Source organism: Oxalicibacterium sp. (assembly GCF_057353965.1).
In genome coordinates this window covers 64,418-81,668 of record NZ_JBMQZD010000002.1, presented here as the reverse complement: position 1 = coordinate 81,668, position 17,251 = coordinate 64,418, and the positions used below count along the sequence as shown (strand labels likewise).

At 60.4% G+C, this 17,251-nt stretch carries 14 protein-coding genes; 10 read left to right on the top strand and 4 right to left on the bottom strand.

Annotation, left to right across the window (positions count from 1 at the left end):
* The first annotated feature begins 33 nt into the window (after nucleotides 1-33).
* The 3 genes from polA to ACO1VH_RS04840 all read left to right on the top strand — a co-directional run bounded on the left by polA (nucleotide 34) and on the right by ACO1VH_RS04840 (nucleotide 4,746).
* Entirely contained in the window at nucleotides 34-2,793 is a 2,760-nt protein-coding gene (polA, locus tag ACO1VH_RS04850; RefSeq protein WP_486243005.1) for a DNA polymerase I, read from the top strand.
* Between the two features lie 155 nt (nucleotides 2,794-2,948).
* Nucleotides 2,949-3,833, top strand: a complete 885-nt coding sequence (locus ACO1VH_RS04845; RefSeq protein ID WP_486243003.1) for a dienelactone hydrolase family protein — start codon at nucleotides 2,949-2,951, stop codon at nucleotides 3,831-3,833.
* A gap of 160 nt (nucleotides 3,834-3,993) precedes the next feature.
* Complete coding sequence (locus tag ACO1VH_RS04840; protein ID WP_486243104.1) at nucleotides 3,994-4,746, top strand: ZIP family metal transporter; 753 nt, start codon at nucleotides 3,994-3,996, stop codon at nucleotides 4,744-4,746.
* A gap of 40 nt (nucleotides 4,747-4,786) precedes the next feature.
* Here ACO1VH_RS04840 and ACO1VH_RS04835 read toward each other — a convergent pair whose 3' ends face one another.
* From ACO1VH_RS04835 to ACO1VH_RS04825, 3 genes are all read right to left on the bottom strand, one after another.
* Nucleotides 4,787-5,641: a sulfurtransferase gene (locus ACO1VH_RS04835; RefSeq protein ID WP_486243001.1), complete on the bottom strand. Its 855-nt coding sequence runs from the start codon at nucleotides 5,639-5,641 to the stop codon at nucleotides 4,787-4,789.
* A 64-nt stretch (nucleotides 5,642-5,705) separates the two neighbouring features.
* Nucleotides 5,706-6,632, bottom strand: a complete 927-nt coding sequence (locus tag ACO1VH_RS04830) for a DMT family transporter (protein ID WP_486242999.1) — start codon at nucleotides 6,630-6,632, stop codon at nucleotides 5,706-5,708.
* A gap of 97 nt (nucleotides 6,633-6,729) precedes the next feature.
* Nucleotides 6,730-7,830 (bottom strand): aromatic ring-hydroxylating oxygenase subunit alpha, encoded by a 1,101-nt coding sequence (locus ACO1VH_RS04825; protein WP_486242997.1) that lies wholly within the window; start codon nucleotides 7,828-7,830, stop codon nucleotides 6,730-6,732.
* Nucleotides 7,831-8,219: 389 nt separating this feature from the next.
* Here ACO1VH_RS04825 and ACO1VH_RS04820 point away from each other — a divergent pair, with 389 nt between their 5' ends.
* From ACO1VH_RS04820 to folE2, 4 genes are read left to right on the top strand one after another with little or no spacing between them, the layout of a single operon-like run.
* Nucleotides 8,220-8,477 (top strand): exodeoxyribonuclease VII small subunit, encoded by a 258-nt coding sequence (locus tag ACO1VH_RS04820; protein WP_486242995.1) that lies wholly within the window; start codon nucleotides 8,220-8,222, stop codon nucleotides 8,475-8,477.
* A gap of 5 nt (nucleotides 8,478-8,482) precedes the next feature.
* Nucleotides 8,483-9,367, top strand: a complete 885-nt coding sequence (locus tag ACO1VH_RS04815; protein ID WP_486243102.1) for a polyprenyl synthetase family protein — start codon at nucleotides 8,483-8,485, stop codon at nucleotides 9,365-9,367.
* Nucleotide 9,368: 1 nt separating this feature from the next.
* Entirely contained in the window at nucleotides 9,369-11,240 is a 1,872-nt protein-coding gene (gene dxs, locus ACO1VH_RS04810; protein ID WP_486242993.1) for a 1-deoxy-D-xylulose-5-phosphate synthase, read from the top strand.
* A gap of 44 nt (nucleotides 11,241-11,284) precedes the next feature.
* Complete coding sequence (folE2, locus tag ACO1VH_RS04805) at nucleotides 11,285-12,091, top strand: GTP cyclohydrolase FolE2 (RefSeq protein ID WP_486242991.1); 807 nt, start codon at nucleotides 11,285-11,287, stop codon at nucleotides 12,089-12,091.
* A 701-nt stretch (nucleotides 12,092-12,792) separates the two neighbouring features.
* On the opposite strand, the gene ACO1VH_RS04800 is transcribed toward folE2, so the two are convergent.
* Nucleotides 12,793-13,344: a cob(I)yrinic acid a,c-diamide adenosyltransferase gene (locus tag ACO1VH_RS04800; RefSeq protein WP_486242990.1), complete on the bottom strand. Its 552-nt coding sequence runs from the start codon at nucleotides 13,342-13,344 to the stop codon at nucleotides 12,793-12,795.
* 176 nt (nucleotides 13,345-13,520) lie between these two features.
* Here ACO1VH_RS04800 and ACO1VH_RS04795 point away from each other — a divergent pair, with 176 nt between their 5' ends.
* From ACO1VH_RS04795 to glcE, 3 genes are all read left to right on the top strand, one after another.
* The gene (locus ACO1VH_RS04795) at nucleotides 13,521-14,417 is read left to right on the top strand and encodes a LysR substrate-binding domain-containing protein (RefSeq protein ID WP_486242988.1); all 897 of its coding nucleotides are present in this window, start codon (nucleotides 13,521-13,523) and stop codon (nucleotides 14,415-14,417) included.
* A 254-nt stretch (nucleotides 14,418-14,671) separates the two neighbouring features.
* Nucleotides 14,672-16,159 (top strand): FAD-linked oxidase C-terminal domain-containing protein, encoded by a 1,488-nt coding sequence (locus ACO1VH_RS04790; RefSeq protein WP_486242986.1) that lies wholly within the window; start codon nucleotides 14,672-14,674, stop codon nucleotides 16,157-16,159.
* 17 nt (nucleotides 16,160-16,176) lie between these two features.
* A complete protein-coding gene (gene glcE / locus ACO1VH_RS04785; RefSeq protein WP_486242984.1) occupies nucleotides 16,177-17,250 on the top strand; it encodes a glycolate oxidase subunit GlcE in 1,074 nt (357 codons plus the stop codon).
* Nucleotide 17,251: the final 1 nt, after the last annotated feature.

Sequence of the window (17,251 nt, the reverse complement as noted above, 5' to 3'; positions counted from 1 at the left end):
GCTCCGCGAGCGCGGCCATTCTCTTCGTATCCCATGGACAAGACCCTGTTACTCGTCGACGGCTCCAGTTATCTGTACCGTGCCTTTCACGCGCTGCCGGACCTGCGCAATGCCGAAGGCGCGCCGACCGGCGCCATCTACGGCATGATCAACATGCTGCGCCGCCTGCGCAAGGATTACCCAGCCGCCTATATCGCCTGCGTGTTCGACGCCAAGGGCAAGACCTTCCGCGACGATATGTATCCGGCCTACAAGGCGCAGCGCGCATCGATGCCGGAAGACCTGACAAAGCAGATCGAGCCCATCCATGAAGCGGTGCGCGCGATGGGTTGGCCGATCCTGATGGTGGACGGCATCGAAGCCGACGACGTGATCGGCACGCTGGCCGTCGAGGCCGCCGCCAAGGGCATGCAGACCATTGTATCGACCGGTGACAAGGATCTGGCGCAACTGGTCAACGATCAGGTGCTGCTGGTCAACACGATGAGCAACGAAAAGCTTGACAAGGACGGCGTGGTCGCCAAGTTCGGCGTGCCGCCGGAACGCATCGTCGATTATCTGACGCTGGTAGGCGATGCGGTCGACAACGTGCCCGGTGTCGACAAGGTCGGCCCGAAGACGGCCGTCAAATGGCTGACGCAATACGAAACGCTGGACGGCGTGATCGAACATGCGGCCGACATCAAGGGCGCTGTCGGCGAAAACCTGCGCCGCGCGCTCGACTGGCTGCCGCAGGCGCGCGTGCTGGTGACGGTGAAGACGGATTGCGATTTGTCCGCGCACATGAAATCCATCGTCGAATCGCTGGTGCAGCAGCCGGAAGATCGCGACGCGATGATCGCCTTCTTCAAGCGCAACGGCTTCAAGACCTGGCTGCGCGAACTGACCGAGGAAGCGGCGAAGGATGCGTCGGCATCCGGCGCCGGCGATGCGCCGCAGGGTTCGCTGTTCGGCGACGCCGGCAGCGAGGCAGCAGCGCCGGCCAAGGAACTGCAGTACGAAACAGTGCTGACCGATGCCGATCTCGACCGCTGGATCGCAAAGATCGATGCAGCCGAACTGACGGCGGTCGATACCGAAACCACGTCGCTGGATGCGATGCAGGCCGAGCTGGTCGGCATCTCGCTGTGCTGCGAGCCGGGCATTGCCTGCTACATCCCGGTCGCGCACCGCTATCAGGATGCGCCGGTGCAGCTGGAACGCAATGTCGTGCTGAACAAATTGCGCAACTGGCTGGAAGACGACGGCAAGCTCAAGGTCGGCCAGCATCTGAAATACGACAGTCACATCTTTGCCAATTACGGCATCACACTGCGCGGCATCAGGCACGACACGATGCTGGAATCGTACGTCTTCGAATCGCATCGCAGCCACGACATGGACAGCCTGGCGCTGCGCCATCTGAACCGCAAGACGATTCCGTACACCGACGTCTGTGGGAAAGGCGCGTCGCAATTGTGCTTCGATCAGGTCGACATCGCGCGTGCGACCGAATATGCGGCCGAAGATGCGGAGATCACGTTCGAATTGCATCGCACGATGTGGCCGCATGTGGCCGAGGATCAGGGGCTGACTTACGTCTACGAAAAGATCGAACTGCCGACCTCCATCGTGCTGCAGAAGATGGAGCGCAACGGCGTGCTGATCGACGCCGATCTGCTCAACACGCAATCGAACGAGCTTGGCCGCCGCATGCTGGATATCGAGAAAACGGCCTACGATCTGGCCGGCCAGCCATTCAACCTGAATTCGCCGAAGCAGATCGGCGAGATTTTCTTCGAACGCCTGCAGCTGCCGGTCGTCAAGAAGACGCCGTCCGGCGCGCCGTCCACCGACGAGGAAGTGCTGCAGAAGCTGGCCGAGGATTATCCGTTGCCGAAGGTGCTGCTCGACTATCGCGGCCTGTCGAAACTGAAATCGACGTACACCGACAAGCTGCCGCGCATGGTGAATCCGAAAACCGGCCGCGTGCATACGACCTACGGCCAGGCGATCGCGGTGACGGGACGGCTGGCCTCCAACGATCCGAACCTGCAGAACATCCCGATCCGCACCGCCGAAGGACGTCGCATCCGCGAAGCGTTCATCGCACCGCCGGGCAGCGTGATCGTATCGGCCGACTATTCGCAGATCGAGCTGCGCATCATGGCGCACATCTCCGGCGACGAAAACATGCTGCGTGCGTTTGCCGAAGGCGAGGATATCCACCGCGCGACGGCGGCCGAAATCTTCGGCATCGAACGCGATGCGGTGGAAAGCGAGCAGCGCCGCTACGCGAAGGTGATCAACTTCGGCCTGATCTACGGCATGAGTGCGTTCGGCCTCGCCGGTAACCTCGGCATCGAACGTTCCGCGGCGCAGAGTTATATCGAGAAATATTTCTACCGCTTTGCCGGCGTCAAACGCTACATGGACGAAACGCGCATGGAGGCGAAGGCGCGCGGCTACGTGCAGACCGTGTTTGGTCGCCGCCTGTGGCTGCCGGAAATCAATTCACCGAACGGCCCGCGCCGCCAGGCTGCCGAGCGCGCGGCGATCAATGCGCCGATGCAGGGCACGGCGGCCGACCTGATCAAGCTGTCGATGATCGCCGTGCAGGACTGGCTGGAAAAGGAGAAACTGCAATCCAAGATGATCATGCAGGTGCACGACGAACTGGTGCTGGAAGTGCCGGAAGGCGAGCTGGCGTTGATCAAGGAGAAACTGCCGGAACTGATGCGCAATGTCGCAACGTTGAAGGTGCCATTGATCGCCGAAGTCGGCGTCGGCAAGAATTGGGACGAAGCGCATTGATGTCGATGCCATCGAATTCGGCGGCGGCATCTTCGATATAACTGCCGGAATCGGATCGCGCCGCGCCAGCACCATGTTCGTACAGATTGATTTCATCCGCCATCTTGCCCATGCGGGATGGCGATCCAAGCCATCATCCTTGCAGGAGAGATTCCATGAACGATCTGAAAGAAGACTTCGATAGCCTGGTTGCGAAGACGGGTTTGTCCGACAGCATCGACCGCCGCGATTTCCTGAAGACTGCACTGGGCACCGGATTTGCCGCAGCCGTGATGCCGGTCGTCGCGCAAAACGTGATCAAGACCGATACCGCCGGTTTGTCGGTCGGCCAGTTCAATGTCAACGTGAACGGCCAGGACGTGCCGGTCTATCGCGCGCAGCCGGAAGGAAAGACCGGATTGCCGGTGGTTCTGGTGATTTCCGAAATTTTCGGTGTGCATGAATACATCGCCGACGTCGCACGCCGCTTTGCCAAGCTGGGGTATCTGGCGTTGGCGCCCAACCTGTTCGTGCGGGAGGGCGATCCGGGCAAGTACAAATCGATCGCCGAACTGCAGAAGGAAATCATTTCCAAAGTGCCGGACAACCAGGTCATGGGCGATCTGGATGCGGTCGTCGCCTGGGCCAAGGCCAACGGCGGCAATACCGCCAAGCTGGGCATCACGGGTTTCTGCTGGGGCGGCCGCATCACGTGGCTGTATGCGGCGCACAATCCGAAGGTGAAGGCGGGTGTCGCCTGGTACGGCCGTCTGGTCGGCGACAACACACCGCGCACGCCGCATCATCCTATCGATATCGCGGCCGGTTTGAAGACGCCCATCCTTGGCCTGTACGGCGCAAAGGATGGCGGGATTCCGGTGTCGACCGTGGCACAGATGCAGGAGGCGCTGGCGAACGGCAAGAGCGGTTCCGAGTTCGTGCTGTTTCCGGATGCCGGCCATGCGTTCCATGCGGATTATCGTCCCAGCTATGTCGAAGTCGATGCCAGGGAAGGCTGGAAACGCTGCATTGCCTGGTTCAAGACGCACGGCGTGGCTTGAACGGAAAATCAAAACAAGCAAGAGCAAATTGCGCAACAACGCGGCCACATGTGGCCGCGTTTTTCATTTTTCGTTTGCCGGGAATAATCGGATATGCTTTAATTTGCAACGTTGTTGCATTTAGCCGAGGCCGAAAATCAATTCCACGCTTTTATCCATCCTGTTGACGACCGCAATTTCCGGCGTCTTCAGCATTTCCGCGGCCGCTCTGTTCTCGTTTTCCTTCCTTTCCCAACTTGTCGAACGCATGGTCAGCCTGTCGGTCGGCATCCTGCTGGCGACGTCGCTGCTGCATGCGCTGCCGGAAGCCTTCGAATCGCAGGCCGATGCGCATGTGCTGTTCGCCGTATTGCTGGGCGGGTTGCTGGGATTTTTCCTGCTGGAGAAGTTTGCGATCCTGCGCCATTCGCATCATCACGAAGACGATGGCCACGGCCATGCGCATGGCCATGATGCGCAGGAAGCCGGCAAGGCCGGCTGGATGATCCTGGTCGGCGACAGCCTGCACAACTTCACCGACGGCATTCTGATCGCGGCAGCATTCCTGGCCGATCCGCAATTGGGAATTTTGACCGGCCTGGCGATCATTGCGCACGAGATTCCGCAGGAAGTCGGCGACTTCATCGTGCTACTGAATGCCGGCTTTTCACGCCGCCGGGCTTACGCCTACAACATCATTTCCGGCCTGACGGCAGTGGTCGGCGGCCTGCTCGGCTATCTGATGCTGGATCGCGCGCAGCAGTGGATTCCGTATGTATTGGTGTTCGCATCGTCCGGCTTCATCTACATCGCCGTCAGCGACCTGATGCCGCAGATGCAGCGTCGCGCAACCCTGCGCGAGACGATTCCGCAGATCGTACTGATCACGCTTGGCGTGGCGATCGTGCTGTTCCTGACGCGCGCCACGCACTGACGTTATTCGCCGACGTCACCGATGACGTCACTGTGTAATGTCATTCGCCGGTCGCAGTCGGACGCGACGGATCGGCGCACCATTCGCTCCATGATCCCGGATACAGCGCTGCGCCTTTCAGGCCGGCGACTTCCAGCGCCAGCAGGTTGTGGCAGGCGGTAACGCCGGAGCCGCACTGCATGACGGCGTCCTCGGGTTTTCCGATCAACTGTTCAAATGTCGCACGCAATTCCTCTGCGGATTTGAAGCGGCCGTCGGTCTGCAGATTGTCCTTGAAGAAACGGTTCTTCGCGCCGGGGATGTGACCGCCGACCGGGTCCAGCGTTTCATTCTCGCCGCGGAAGCGATCGGGTGCGCGCGCATCGACGACTGTACGCTTCCTGTCTTCCAGATTCTTCAGCAGATCGTCGGCGGTGACGGTTGCCGCCAATGACGGCCTGTCGGTCAGCGTGCCCATCGTGCGCGACGACGGTTCGGTGGACAGGAACATGCCGTGCGCCAGCCACGCCGGCACGCCGCCATCCAGCACTGCGACGTTCGCATGGCCGGCCCAGCGCAGCATCCACCAGACGCGCGCAGCGAACATGCCGCCTTGTGCATCGTAGGTGACGACCTGCGTGTCGTCGCTGATGCCCCAGCGGCGCAGCGTATCGAGAAAGTTTGTGCGCTCCGGCAGCGGATGGCGGCCGCGGAATTTGCCGGTGTCATCGGTCTTGCTGCCGGCCAGTTCGCCGTCGAGGTCGGCAAATTGTGCGTTTGGCAGATGGCCTTCGTCATAGGCGTTGCGGCCGGCAGCCGGATTCGTCAGGTCGTGGCGGCAATCGAGGATGACCCAGTTCGGATCGAAGATGTGTTCGGCCAGTTCGGCAGCGGAAATCAGCGTCGTGTATGCCATGCGGTCCTCGCGATGGTGGGTTTGATATAGGTGTGATGCGAGCGTGCTGGATGCCGATCCGTGCTCACACTTCGGCGGCGATCGGATCGGCAGGCGGCACCTTGGCGGCGGCCGTGTTGCGGATATTGTAGAACGTTGCGACGATGCCGCTGGCGACGATGATCGCAATGCCGAGCCAGCCGGTGATGCCAAATGCATCGCTCCAGATCAGGATGCCCCACAGGCTGGAAAAGACGATGCCCGTGTATTGCAGGTTCGCCGTGAGCAACGTGTTGCCGAGGCGATAGGCGCGCGTCATCGCCATTTGCGCAAGCGCGGCCAGCACGCCGATGGCGATCAACAGCGTCAACCCTTGCGTCGTATGCGTGCGGAGTAGTGCGATCGGCTCGCCATGCGTGCCGGTACCGAACAGGCAGCCGAGCAATCCGGCCAGCATGCCGGTTGCGGAGAAATAGAATACGACGCGCGATTCCGGTTCGCCCAGCTGGCCGAGCTTGCGCACCTGCAGATAGGCCAGTGCCGACAGTGCACCCGAACAGAGGCCGAAGATGCCGCCCAGCCATTCGTCCTGATGGATCGATGGGCGCAGCAGCAATGTGACGCCGACGAAGCTGGCGAGAATCGCGGCCGTCAGTCCCCATTCGAAACGCTGTCGCCCGCTGCGCCATGCGGCAAGGAACAACACGGCCGAGATCCAGATCGGCGCCATGTAGTTCAGCGTCATCGCCGTTGCCAGTGGCAGCAAGCCGATCGCGACGAACCACAGCCACAGCGCCGTCGTGCCGACTGCGCAGCGCCACAGATGCTGCCAGACCAGATGCGTCTTCAGCGTACCGCCCTGACGTAGTATCAGGCAATAAATGAAGACCACGCCGATGACGCCGCGGTACAGGATGATTTCGGCGACCGAATAGGTATCGGATGCCAGCTTCACGCAAACGCCCATGATGGAAAAGGCGAAGGTGGCGAACAGCATCCAGAGCGATTGCATGATGAAGAAAAGGGGTGAGAGAAATTAAAACCGGGCTGGTCGCGATGGAGCCAGCCCGGTGGATCGATTACAGACTACAAGACTTTAATGTGAAGCTTTAAACGTCCAGATGACGGCGATACCACTCGTGGAAATGCTGCATGCCGTCTTCCATCGGCGATTGATACGGGCCGACTTCGCTGACGCCGCGATCGAGCAGAATCTTGCGGCCGGCATCCATGCGCAGTGCGATCTCGTCGTCTTCCTCGCAGGTTTCCATGTAGGCCGCGCGTTCCGCTTCGACGAATTCGCGCTCGAACAGTACGATTTCTTCCGGGTAGTAGAACTCGACGACGTTGCGCGTCTTTTGCGGCCCCATCGGCCACAGCGTCGAGACCACCAGCACGTGCGGATACCACTCGACCATGATGTTCGGATACAGCGTCAGCCAGATCGCGCCGTACGGCGGCGCTTCGCCGTTGCGATAATTCAGCACGGCTTCCTGCCATTTCTTGTATGCGACCGAACCCGATTTCGACAGCGCGTGATTCACGCCGACTGTCTGCACGCTGTAGTGCTCGCCGAATTCCCAGCGCAGATCGTCGCAGGTGACGAAGTTGCCCAGGCCCGGATGAAAGGGCTCGACGTGGTAATCCTCCAGATAGACTTCGATGAAGGTCTTCCAGTTGTAGTCGCAGTCATGCACTTCGACGTGGTCCAGCATATAGCCGCTGAAATCCAGATCCTTGGTGACGCTGAGCTTGGACAGGATCTGCGCGACGTCGACGCCGTTCTGCTCGAACAGCAAACCGTTCCAGCCTTGCAGCGGCGTCTTCGACAGGTTCAGGCACGGCGTTTCGCCGAAATGCGGCGCGCCGATCAGTTCGCCCTTCAGATCGTAGGTCCAGCGATGCAGCGGGCACACCAGCGTATTGGCATTGCCGCGGCCGTCGAACATCTTGGCCTGGCGATGACGGCAGACATTGGACAACAGTTCGATGCCCTGCTTGTTGCGCACCAGCATGCGGCCTTCGTTTTCCCATGCGAGCGTGGCGTAGTCGCCGACGTTCGGCACCATCAGTTCGTGGCCAGCGTAGCGTGGGCCTTTCAGGAACAGCTGCTGATTTTCGCGCTGCAGGAGCGCGTCGTCGAAATAGACGTTGACAGGAAGTTGCGCGTTCGAGCGCGCCAGTTTGGCGAGACTAGCCAGATCGGACATTCCCCTACCCCCAAATTAATTTGCACCAACCTAAGAGAGAAAGAATCCGCAAAAACCAAGTTCAAACGAAGTGAAGAGGCAATTTTGGACAGAACCGCGGATTATAGCCGAAGCACCCCTCGCGGGCTACCCTGAAACCCTTGTTGAACAAGGGAAACCGCCGTTTTGCGCCGTTTTTTGCGCGATTGAATTGGCAAAAACAAAACGTTTCATTGCGGGCAATTCGGCATGCGCTCCGCCGGCGCGTCAGTGCAACATGGCGCTTCCGATGCGATTTTTCAATTAGGGTTTTTCTTGGGAATGCCCGGCATGGATAGCCAAAGGGCGTTTTGCCAGCCGTATCGGGTGGATTGCACTAAAATAACGGGCTAAACCTTTTTCCGGTCGTCATGTCAAAAAAACAGTCCGCTTCTGCCGAAATGCAGCCGTCGTCGTTCGAAGAAGCGATGGCGGAACTCGAACAACTGGTCGCGCGCATGGAAGCGGGCGAGCTGCCGCTGGAAGCGTCGGTCGCCGCGTACAAGCGCGGTTCGGAACTGGTCAAGTATTGCGCCGCGCAACTGGAGAAGGTCGACAGCCAGGTCAAGGTGCTGGAAGGCGAGATGCTGAAGCCTTTCAGTGTGGATTCGACCGGGGCGGATGAATGACGACGATGCCATCGTTCGATCAATGGATGAAAGCGGTGCAGGCGGAAATGGAAGACGCCTTGCTGCGTCATCTGCCGGCCACGCAACAGGTGCCGACGCGCCTGCATGAAGCGATGCACTACGCGGTGCTGGATGGCGGCAAGCGTGTACGCCCGCTGCTGGTGCATGCGGCCGGTGCACTGTTCGATGCCGATGCGCGCGAACTGCAGCGCGCGGCAGCAGCCGTCGAAATGATTCACGCCTACTCGCTGGTGCACGACGACATGCCGTGCATGGACGACGATGCGCTGCGCCGCGGCAAGCCGACCGTGCATGTGCAGTACGACGAAGCGTGCGCGTTGCTGGTCGGCGATGCATTGCAATCGCAGGCGTTCGATGTGCTGTCTTCCGGCACGCTGCCGCCGGAGCGGCAACTGAAGATGGTGCGTCTGCTGGCGCATGCGTCCGGTTCGCTCGGCATGTGCGGCGGCCAGGCGATTGATCTCGACAGCGTAGGACTGCAGTTGTCGCTGGAAGAACTGGAGCGCATGCATAGATTGAAGACCGGCGCCTTGCTGCGTGCTTCGGTGCTGTTGGGCGCATTGGCCGGCAAGGCCTTGAGCGACGACGAGACGGCGGCACTGGATGCCTATGCGGCGGCGATCGGCCTGGCGTTCCAAGTGGTCGACGACGTGCTGGACGCGACGGCCGATTCGGCCACGCTCGGCAAGACGGCCGGCAAGGATGCGGCGGACAACAAGCCGACGTACGTGTCGATCCTCGGCCTCGAGCAGTCGCGTGCGCTGGCGGAACAACTGCGTGCCGATGCCCATCGCGCGCTGCAACCATTCGGAGAAAAGGCACGACGTCTGCGCGAACTCGCGGACCTGATCGTGCAGCGGAAGGCATAGCATGGATTTGCTTCAGACTATCAACGACCCGGCAGACGTCCGGAAACTGTCGCGCCAGCAACTGAAACAGCTGGCCGATGAACTGCGCGCCTATGTGCTGGAATCGGTGTCGCAGACTGGCGGCCATCTGTCGTCCAATCTCGGCACCGTCGAGCTGACGATCGCATTGCACGCGATCTTCAATACGCCGGAAGACCGCATCGTGTGGGACGTCGGTCACCAGACCTATCCGCACAAAATCCTGACCGGTCGTCGCGACCGCATGCATTCGCTGCGCCAGCTGAACGGCATCTCCGGTTTTCCACGCCGCGAGGAAAGCGAATACGACACCTTCGGTACCGCGCATTCGTCGACATCGATCTCGGCCGCGCTCGGCATGGCGCTGGCAGCCAAGACCAAGGGCGAACAGCGCCACGCGATCGCCGTCATCGGCGATGGCGCGATGACGGCCGGCATGGCGTTCGAAGCGCTGAACAACGCCGGCGTCTACGATGACATCAACCTGCTGGTTGTGCTCAACGACAACGACATGTCGATCTCGCCGCCGGTCGGTGCATTGAACCGCTATCTGGCGCGCCTGTTGTCCGGCCAGTTTTATGCCGCCGCAAAAAACGTCGGCAAGACCGTGCTGCCGGCACCGGTGCGCGAGCTGGCCAAGCGCATCGAGGAACATGCGAAGGGCATGCTTGTCCCGGCCACGATGTTCGAGGAATTCGGCTTCAACTACATCGGCCCGATCGACGGCCACGATCTCGATTCGCTGATCCCGACGCTGCAGAACCTGAAACATCTGAAAGGCCCGCAGTTCCTGCACGTTGTTACGCGCAAGGGGCAGGGCTACAAGCTGGCGGAAGCCGATCCGGTGCTGTATCACGGTCCCGGCAAGTTCGATCCGGCAGAGGGCATCAAGCCGGCCGCCACGCCCAAGGTCACCTACACCAGCGTGTTTGGTGACTGGCTGTGCGACATGGCGGCGGCGGACAAGCGTCTGGTCGGCATCACGCCGGCGATGCGCGAAGGCTCCGGTATGGTCGAGTTCGAGCGCCGCTTCCCGGATCGCTACTACGACGTCGGCATTGCCGAACAGCACGCGGTGACGTTCGCCGGCGGCATGGCCACCGAAGGATTGAAACCGGTCGTTGCGATCTATTCGACCTTCCTGCAGCGCGGTTACGATCAACTGATTCACGACGTTGCCCTACAGAATCTCGACGTTACGTTCGCGCTGGATCGCTCCGGCCTGGTCGGCGCTGACGGTGCGACGCATGCCGGCAATTACGACATTGCCTATCTGCGCTGCATCCCGAACATGGTCATCATGGCCGCGTCGGACGAAAACGAGTGCCGCCGGATGCTGTCGACGGCTTTCCAATACAATGGCCCTGCATCGGTGCGCTATCCGCGCGGTTCCGGCATCGGCGCCAAGGTCGACAAGACGCTGGAAACGATTCCGCTGGGCACCGGCGAAGTGCGCCGCGAAGGACGTAGCATTGCGATCCTCGCGTTCGGCACGATGGTCGCGCCCAGCCTGAATGCCGGCGAAGAGCTCGACGCGACGGTCGCCAACATGCGCTTCGTCAAACCGCTGGACGTCGAACTGGTCAAGCGCCTAGCGGCGACGCACGACGCGTTGGTCACGGTCGAGGAAGGTTCGATCATGGGCGGCGCCGGTTCGGCCGTAGCGGAAGCGCTGGCGGCGGAAGGCATTGTCAAGCCGCTATTGCATCTGGGCCTGCCGGACCAATTTATCGACCATGGCGACGCCGGCAAGCTGCTGTCGCTGTGCGGACTGGATGCAAAAGGAATCGCCGCTTCGATTCGACAACGTTTTTCCAAAGACGAGCCAAGACTGGTCGTCAACAACAAGCAGTAAAGCAGTACTTATTTCGGCTTCGTGCCGACAGGACAGGTTTCACCATGAATACTCGCGATCCCGGCTTGAGCGCCATGCCCGATGTACAAGCAACACCGGACACTCGTCACATTGTCATTCAGCGTGTCGGCGTCAAAGGCGTGCGTTATCCGCTGACCGTCAAAACTTCCGCCGGCACGCAACCGTCGGTCGGTACGTGGAACATGTATGTGCATCTGGCTGAAGAGCAAAAAGGTACACACATGTCGCGTTTCATCGCGCTGCTGGAAGATATGCAAGGCCCGCTAGATGTGCCTGCATTCAGTAAATTGATGCATGACATGCTGGCTTTGCTGGAAGCGAACGCCGGCCGTATCGAAGTGTCGTTCCCGTATTTCATCAACAAGACGGCGCCGGTTTCCGGCGTGCAGAGCTTGATGGATTACGAAGTCGGCCTGACCGGCGAACTGAAGGACGGCAAGCTGGAGATCACGCTGAAAGTGCTGGTGCCGGTTACCAGCCTGTGCCCGTGCTCGAAGAAGATTTCCGCCTACGGTGCGCATAACCAGCGTTCGCACATCACCGTGCATGCGTTGATGGATGGCGAGTTCGTGGTGGAAGATCTGATCGCCAAGATCGAGGCGCAGGCTTCGTGCGAGCTGTACGGTTTGCTGAAGCGGCCGGATGAGAAGTATGTGACCGAGCGTGCGTATGACAATCCGAAGTTTGTCGAGGATCTGGTGCGGGATGTGGCGGTGATGCTGAACAACGAGACTGGTGTACTGGCTTATACGCTGGAAGCGGAGAACTTCGAGTCGATTCACAATCATTCGGCTTATGCGGTGATTGAGAAGGATAAGCGAGTGAAGTGAGTTTCGCTTTGGTTGAATAAAAAAATGCCGCTTGATTAAGCGGCATTTTTGTTTGGTGTTCTTGTTGAGGACAGTTGTTTCTGATTGATGGGTTTCTTCGTGGGGAATGGGTTTGCCGGGGGCGGCCCGGCAGCCGCTCACTTTTCTTGTCTCGCCCCCTGGCCGGGCGCAAGAAAAGTGAGCAAAAGAAGGCGACCGCAAGACACTGCCCCTTCGGGGTACCCGATTGGGTGATACGGAAAATGGAAAAAGAAACGGGCGTTGTCTGAGCGAAGCGAGTTTCGCCCGTTTCCCATTTTTCGTATCACCCAATCGGCAGCGCCCCAGCGGAAACTGCCGGACGGCTCGTCTGCGGCATTGCTGTCCTGAAATGCAATCAGAGTTTCTGTCTTTTAGCCAACCCCGATGCCGCAGGCGAGGATTGGCACCTTCCCCGCTGGGACGTTGTCAAGGCTGGCGATGGTCAGACGGATAAAGGGCGCAAACATGTTTGAGCGAAGCGAGTTGGTTTGTGCCCCCGGCTGATTATCGCCAGCCTTGGGAACCCGCGAAGCGGGCAACGTCTTGCGGTCGCCTTTCTTTGCCTTCTTTCTTTGGCGAAGCAAAGAAAGAAGGTGGCCGCCGGGCCAACCCCGGCAACGGACGTTCATACGAAGAGATAACGCTGTTGCCACAGATAAGCAGTAAGAAGAGGGAGATGACTACCTTTCTCTCTCCCGTTCCCACAAAACATCCCCACCACCCCCAAACCGATTCAACACCCGCGCCACAACAAACATCAAATCCGACAACCGATTCAAATACCGCCGCGGATTATCGTTCAACGTCTCCACACGTCCTAAAGCCACAACCAGTCGCTCAGCCCGCCGACAAACCGTCCGACAAACATGTGCCTGAGAAGCCGCCCGCGACCCAGCCGGCAGGATGAATTCCTTCAACGGCGGCAGATCCGCGTTGTATTTCGCCAGCAACGCATCCAACCGCGCCACATGCGCATCTTCGATCAACGCATAACCGGGAATGCATAATTCCCCGCCAAGATCGAACAGATCGTGCTGGATAGACACCAGTTCCTCGCGCAACGCAGCCGGCATGTCCTCGCACAGCAGCAGTCCGACGTGCGAGTTCAGTTCGTCCACATCGCCCATTGCCTGCACGCGCAAGGCATCCTTGCCGGTACGGCTGCCGTCGCCCAGGCCGGTCGTGCCGTCGTCGCCGGTGCGTGTGGCGATCTTTGAAAGTCGATTACCCATGATGAATGGAGTTGGTTGCAGAGAATGCGAGGATACGGGAAAACCGCTACGAAGGCCGTTACGTCTTCCGTATGGATGAATGCCAAAAGCGACGAGTGCGGCCGTAAAACCGGCATACAGACGATGTTGCCGCCGAACCGGTAAAATCCTGTTATTAACCACTAACGCAGGATGCAATGGCCATCAGACTTCCTCCCGTTCACGCTCTTTCCGCATTCGAGGCGGCGGCACGCCACGGTTCGTTCGCGATCGCCGCGGAAGAACTCTGCATTACGCCATCGGCCTTTTCGCATCGCATCCGCCTGCTGGAAGAATTCGTCGGCGAACGCCTGTTCGTGCGCGATGGCCGCAGTGTCAGCCTGACAGAATTCGGCCGCCGCTATCTGGACGTGGTGCGTGATGCGCTGCGTTCGCTGGCCGAGTTTCCGCTGCCGTATCGCAATGCGCCGGCGCAGCCGCGCGTCAAGGTGACGGTGCCGCCGACGTTCGCACGCTATCTGTTCCTGCCGCATCTGCACGAGTTCATGGCGCAGCAACCGGACGTGACGATCGAAACCTATCTGTCGGTACCGCTGTACGATATGAGCCTGTCCGAAACCGATGTCGAAGTGCGTTTCGGCGCGGGCAAGTATCCGGACATGGTGACGGAGAAATTGTTCGAAGAACCGGTGTTTCCTGTCGCCAGCCCGGCCTATCTGGAAAAGATCGGCGGCCTGGAAAAGCCGGCCGATTTAAAGAAAGCGCAATTGCTGCGTTCCGCACTGGAGCCGTGGCAATCGTGGTTCGATGCAGCCGGCCTCGACTGGCCGGAGCCGGTTAACGGCCTGCGCTTCGATGATCTCGGTCTGCTGCTGGAAGCGGTGCGCCACGGTTATGGCGTCGCACTTGCACGTGGGCATTTCGCCAGCGAGATGATCCGCAAGGGCGAGATGGTGCCGCTGTTCGATATCAAACTCGCCACACCGCAGCATGCCTACTATCTGGTCTACGAGCGCAATGCGCGCGACCGGCCCGAAGTGGCAGCGATGCTCGAATGGATGAAAGGTCGCTTCATCACGCAACGGCTGAAGTAAGCGGCAAATCGTTTCGAGTCGTTTCCGGTTTTTGTTGTCTTCTTTCGATTCCTTCCCTATTGCGTCATAGAGCATGCCGTCGATCGGCATGCTCTATCGTCAATGCGGCACGTCGTGCATGCCGATTCCGGCAGCGCATGAGTTGAATATTTTTCACCCGCTGGCAACAGCGTCGTCGCTACACTCTAGTTCCATTGAATAACTGTGCGCACGCGTGCGCGCCGTGCTTGCAACGCGCACAACATCGCATCACCATGAACGCCATTTCCGCTCCGCCTTTCACTGCCGAATACCAGCGCACCGTCGTCGATGCGCTGCGTGCCGTTCTGCCGGAGCGCAGCGTGCTGTTCGACGAAGAAGACACACGACCCTATGAGTGCGACGGACTGGCGGCCTATAGCCGGCTGCCGATGGTCGTCGTATTGCCGGAGAACGAAGAGCAGGTGATTGCGGCGCTGAAGGTGTGCAATGCGCTGCAGGTGAAGATCGTGCCGCGCGGCGCGGGTACCGGACTTTCTGGCGGCGCGATGCCGATCGCCGACGGCGTCGTGCTGTCGACGGCGCGCATGAATCGCATCCTGTCGATGGACTTGTACTCGCGTACCGCCGTCGTGCAACCGGGTGTGCGCAATCTGGCGATTTCGGAAGCGGTCGCGCCGCTGGGTTTGTATTACGCGCCCGATCCGTCGTCGCAGATCGCCTGCTCGATCGGCGGCAACGTCGCGGAAAATTCCGGCGGCGTGCATTGCCTCAAATACGGACTGACGGTGCACAACGTGATGCGCGTGCGTATGGTGACGATCGAAGGCGATGTCGTCGAACTCGGCGGCACCGCACTCGATGCGCCCGGCCTCGATCTGCTGGCCGTCTTCATCGGCTCGGAAGGTATGCTCGGCGTGGTGACGGAAGTCACGGTCAAGCTGATTCCGAAACCGCAACAGGCGCGCGTGATCCTGGCGTCGTTCGACGATGTCGCGCGTGGCGGCGATGCGGTAGCGAAGGTAATCGCCGCCGGCATCATTCCCGCCGGACTGGAGATGATGGACAAGACATCGTCGCGCATGGTCGAACCGTTCGTGAAGGCTGGTTACGACATCGATGCGGAAGCCCTGCTGCTGTGCGAATCCGATGGCATCCCGGAAGAAGTCGACGAAGAAATCGCGCGCATGATCGCGGTGCTGGAAGCCTCCGGCGCAACGGCGATTTCGGTATCGCGCGACGAAGCCGAACGGTTGAAATTCTGGTCGGGCCGCAAGAATGCCTTTCCTGCCGCCGGGCGCATTTCGCCGGACTATTACTGCATCGACGGCACGATTCCGCGCCGCGCGCTGGCGGAAGTGCTGCTCGGCATCCAGAAGATGGAAGAGAAGTACGGCTTGCGCTGTGCGAACGTCTTCCATGCCGGCGACGGCAATCTGCATCCGTTGATTCTGTTCGATGCCAACATCGCCGACGAATTTCATCGTGCCGAACTGTTCGGTGCGGAGATTCTGGAAATGTGCGTCGCCGTCGGCGGCACGATCACCGGCGAGCACGGTGTCGGTCTCGAAAAGATCAACCAGATGTGCGTGCAGTTTTCGCGCGCGGAAATGGATGTCTTCTTCGGCGTAAAGGCGGCCTTCGATCCGCCGCGTCTGCTGAATCCGGACAAGGCCATTCCGACGCTGCAACGCTGCGCCGAATACGGAAAGATGCATGTGCGTCGCGGCATGCTGAAGTTCCCCGATCTGCCACGCTTCTGATTTCACCCTTTCAATCGATGGAACAGGTACTCGCCCAATTTCGCGACCAGATTCTGGCCGCCAGCCACAACCAGCCGCTGCGCATTCGTGGCGGCGGCAGTAAGGACTGGTACGGCCGTCAACTGACCGGCGACGTGCTGGATATGCGCGCCTATGCCGGCATCGTCAATTACGATCCGACCGAACTGGTCGTGACCGTGCGTGCCGGTACAAAACTGACCGACGTCGAACAGACGCTGGCCGCGCAGAACCAGATGCTGGCCTTCGAACCGCCGCATTTCGGTGCCGGCGCGACCGTTGGCGGCATGGTTGCAGCCGGACTTTCCGGTCCGCGCCGTGCAGCAGTCGGCGCAGTGCGCGATTTCGTGCTGGGAGCGGCGCTGATGGATGGCAAGGGCGAATTGCTGCAGTTCGGCGGCCAGGTGATGAAGAACGTGGCCGGATACGACGTGTCGCGTTTGCTGGCCGGTTCGTTGGGCATGCTTGGACTGATCGTGGAAGTGTCGCTGAAAGTCTTGCCGCGTCCGGTCGCGGAAACCACGCTGCGCCTCCAACTGACGGAAGAAGAGGCGATCCGCCGTCTGAATGAATGGGGCGGCAAGCCGCTGCCGATCTCGGCCAGCGCCTGGTGCGACGGCGTGCTGGCGGTGCGCTTGTCCGGCGCGCAAGCGGCGATTGCTGCGGCACGCCGCACGATCGGCGGTGACGAGATGGCGGAAGCAGCCGATTTCTGGTTGGCACTGCGCGAGCATCGCAATGCGTATTTCGATCGCCCCGGCATGCTGTGGCGTTTGTCGGTGCCTTCGGTGGCGCCGCCGCTTGCCCTGGGCGATGCAGGTGCGCAACTGATCGAGTGGGGTGGCGCGCAGCGCTGGTTGCACGTCGACGATGCATCGCCGCAGACCGCGCAGGCGGTACGCGATGCAGCGATCGCGGCTGGTGGTCATGCAACGATGTTCCGCGGCGGCAATCGTGACGGCGAGATATTCCAGCCGCTGGCGCCGGCCGTGGCGCGCATCCATCACAACCTGAAGAATGCCTTCGACCCGCAGCGCATCTTCAATCCGGGCCGCATGTACGCGCAGCTCTAGC

Bases quoted from the DNA above. Each gene is read 5' to 3' on its own strand.
- ACO1VH_RS04790 (WP_486242986.1), top strand. From the start codon at position 14,672: ATGAACGCCATTTCCGCTCCGCCTTTCACTGCCGAATACCAGCGCACC.
- ACO1VH_RS04795 (WP_486242988.1), top strand. From the start codon at position 13,521: ATGGCCATCAGACTTCCTCCCGTTCACGCTCTTTCCGCATTCGAGGCG.
- folE2 (WP_486242991.1), top strand. From the start codon at position 11,285: ATGAATACTCGCGATCCCGGCTTGAGCGCCATGCCCGATGTACAAGCA.
- ACO1VH_RS04845 (WP_486243003.1), top strand. From the start codon at position 2,949: ATGAACGATCTGAAAGAAGACTTCGATAGCCTGGTTGCGAAGACGGGT.
- polA (WP_486243005.1), top strand. From the start codon at position 34: ATGGACAAGACCCTGTTACTCGTCGACGGCTCCAGTTATCTGTACCGT.
- ACO1VH_RS04835 (WP_486243001.1), bottom strand. From the start codon at position 5,641: ATGGCATACACGACGCTGATTTCCGCTGCCGAACTGGCCGAACACATC.
- ACO1VH_RS04825 (WP_486242997.1), bottom strand. From the start codon at position 7,830: ATGTCCGATCTGGCTAGTCTCGCCAAACTGGCGCGCTCGAACGCGCAA.
- ACO1VH_RS04820 (WP_486242995.1), top strand. From the start codon at position 8,220: ATGTCAAAAAAACAGTCCGCTTCTGCCGAAATGCAGCCGTCGTCGTTC.
- ACO1VH_RS04815 (WP_486243102.1), top strand. From the start codon at position 8,483: ATGCCATCGTTCGATCAATGGATGAAAGCGGTGCAGGCGGAAATGGAA.
- ACO1VH_RS04800 (WP_486242990.1), bottom strand. From the start codon at position 13,344: ATGGGTAATCGACTTTCAAAGATCGCCACACGCACCGGCGACGACGGC.
- dxs (WP_486242993.1), top strand. From the start codon at position 9,369: ATGGATTTGCTTCAGACTATCAACGACCCGGCAGACGTCCGGAAACTG.
- ACO1VH_RS04830 (WP_486242999.1), bottom strand. From the start codon at position 6,632: ATGCAATCGCTCTGGATGCTGTTCGCCACCTTCGCCTTTTCCATCATG.
- glcE (WP_486242984.1), top strand. From the start codon at position 16,177: ATGGAACAGGTACTCGCCCAATTTCGCGACCAGATTCTGGCCGCCAGC.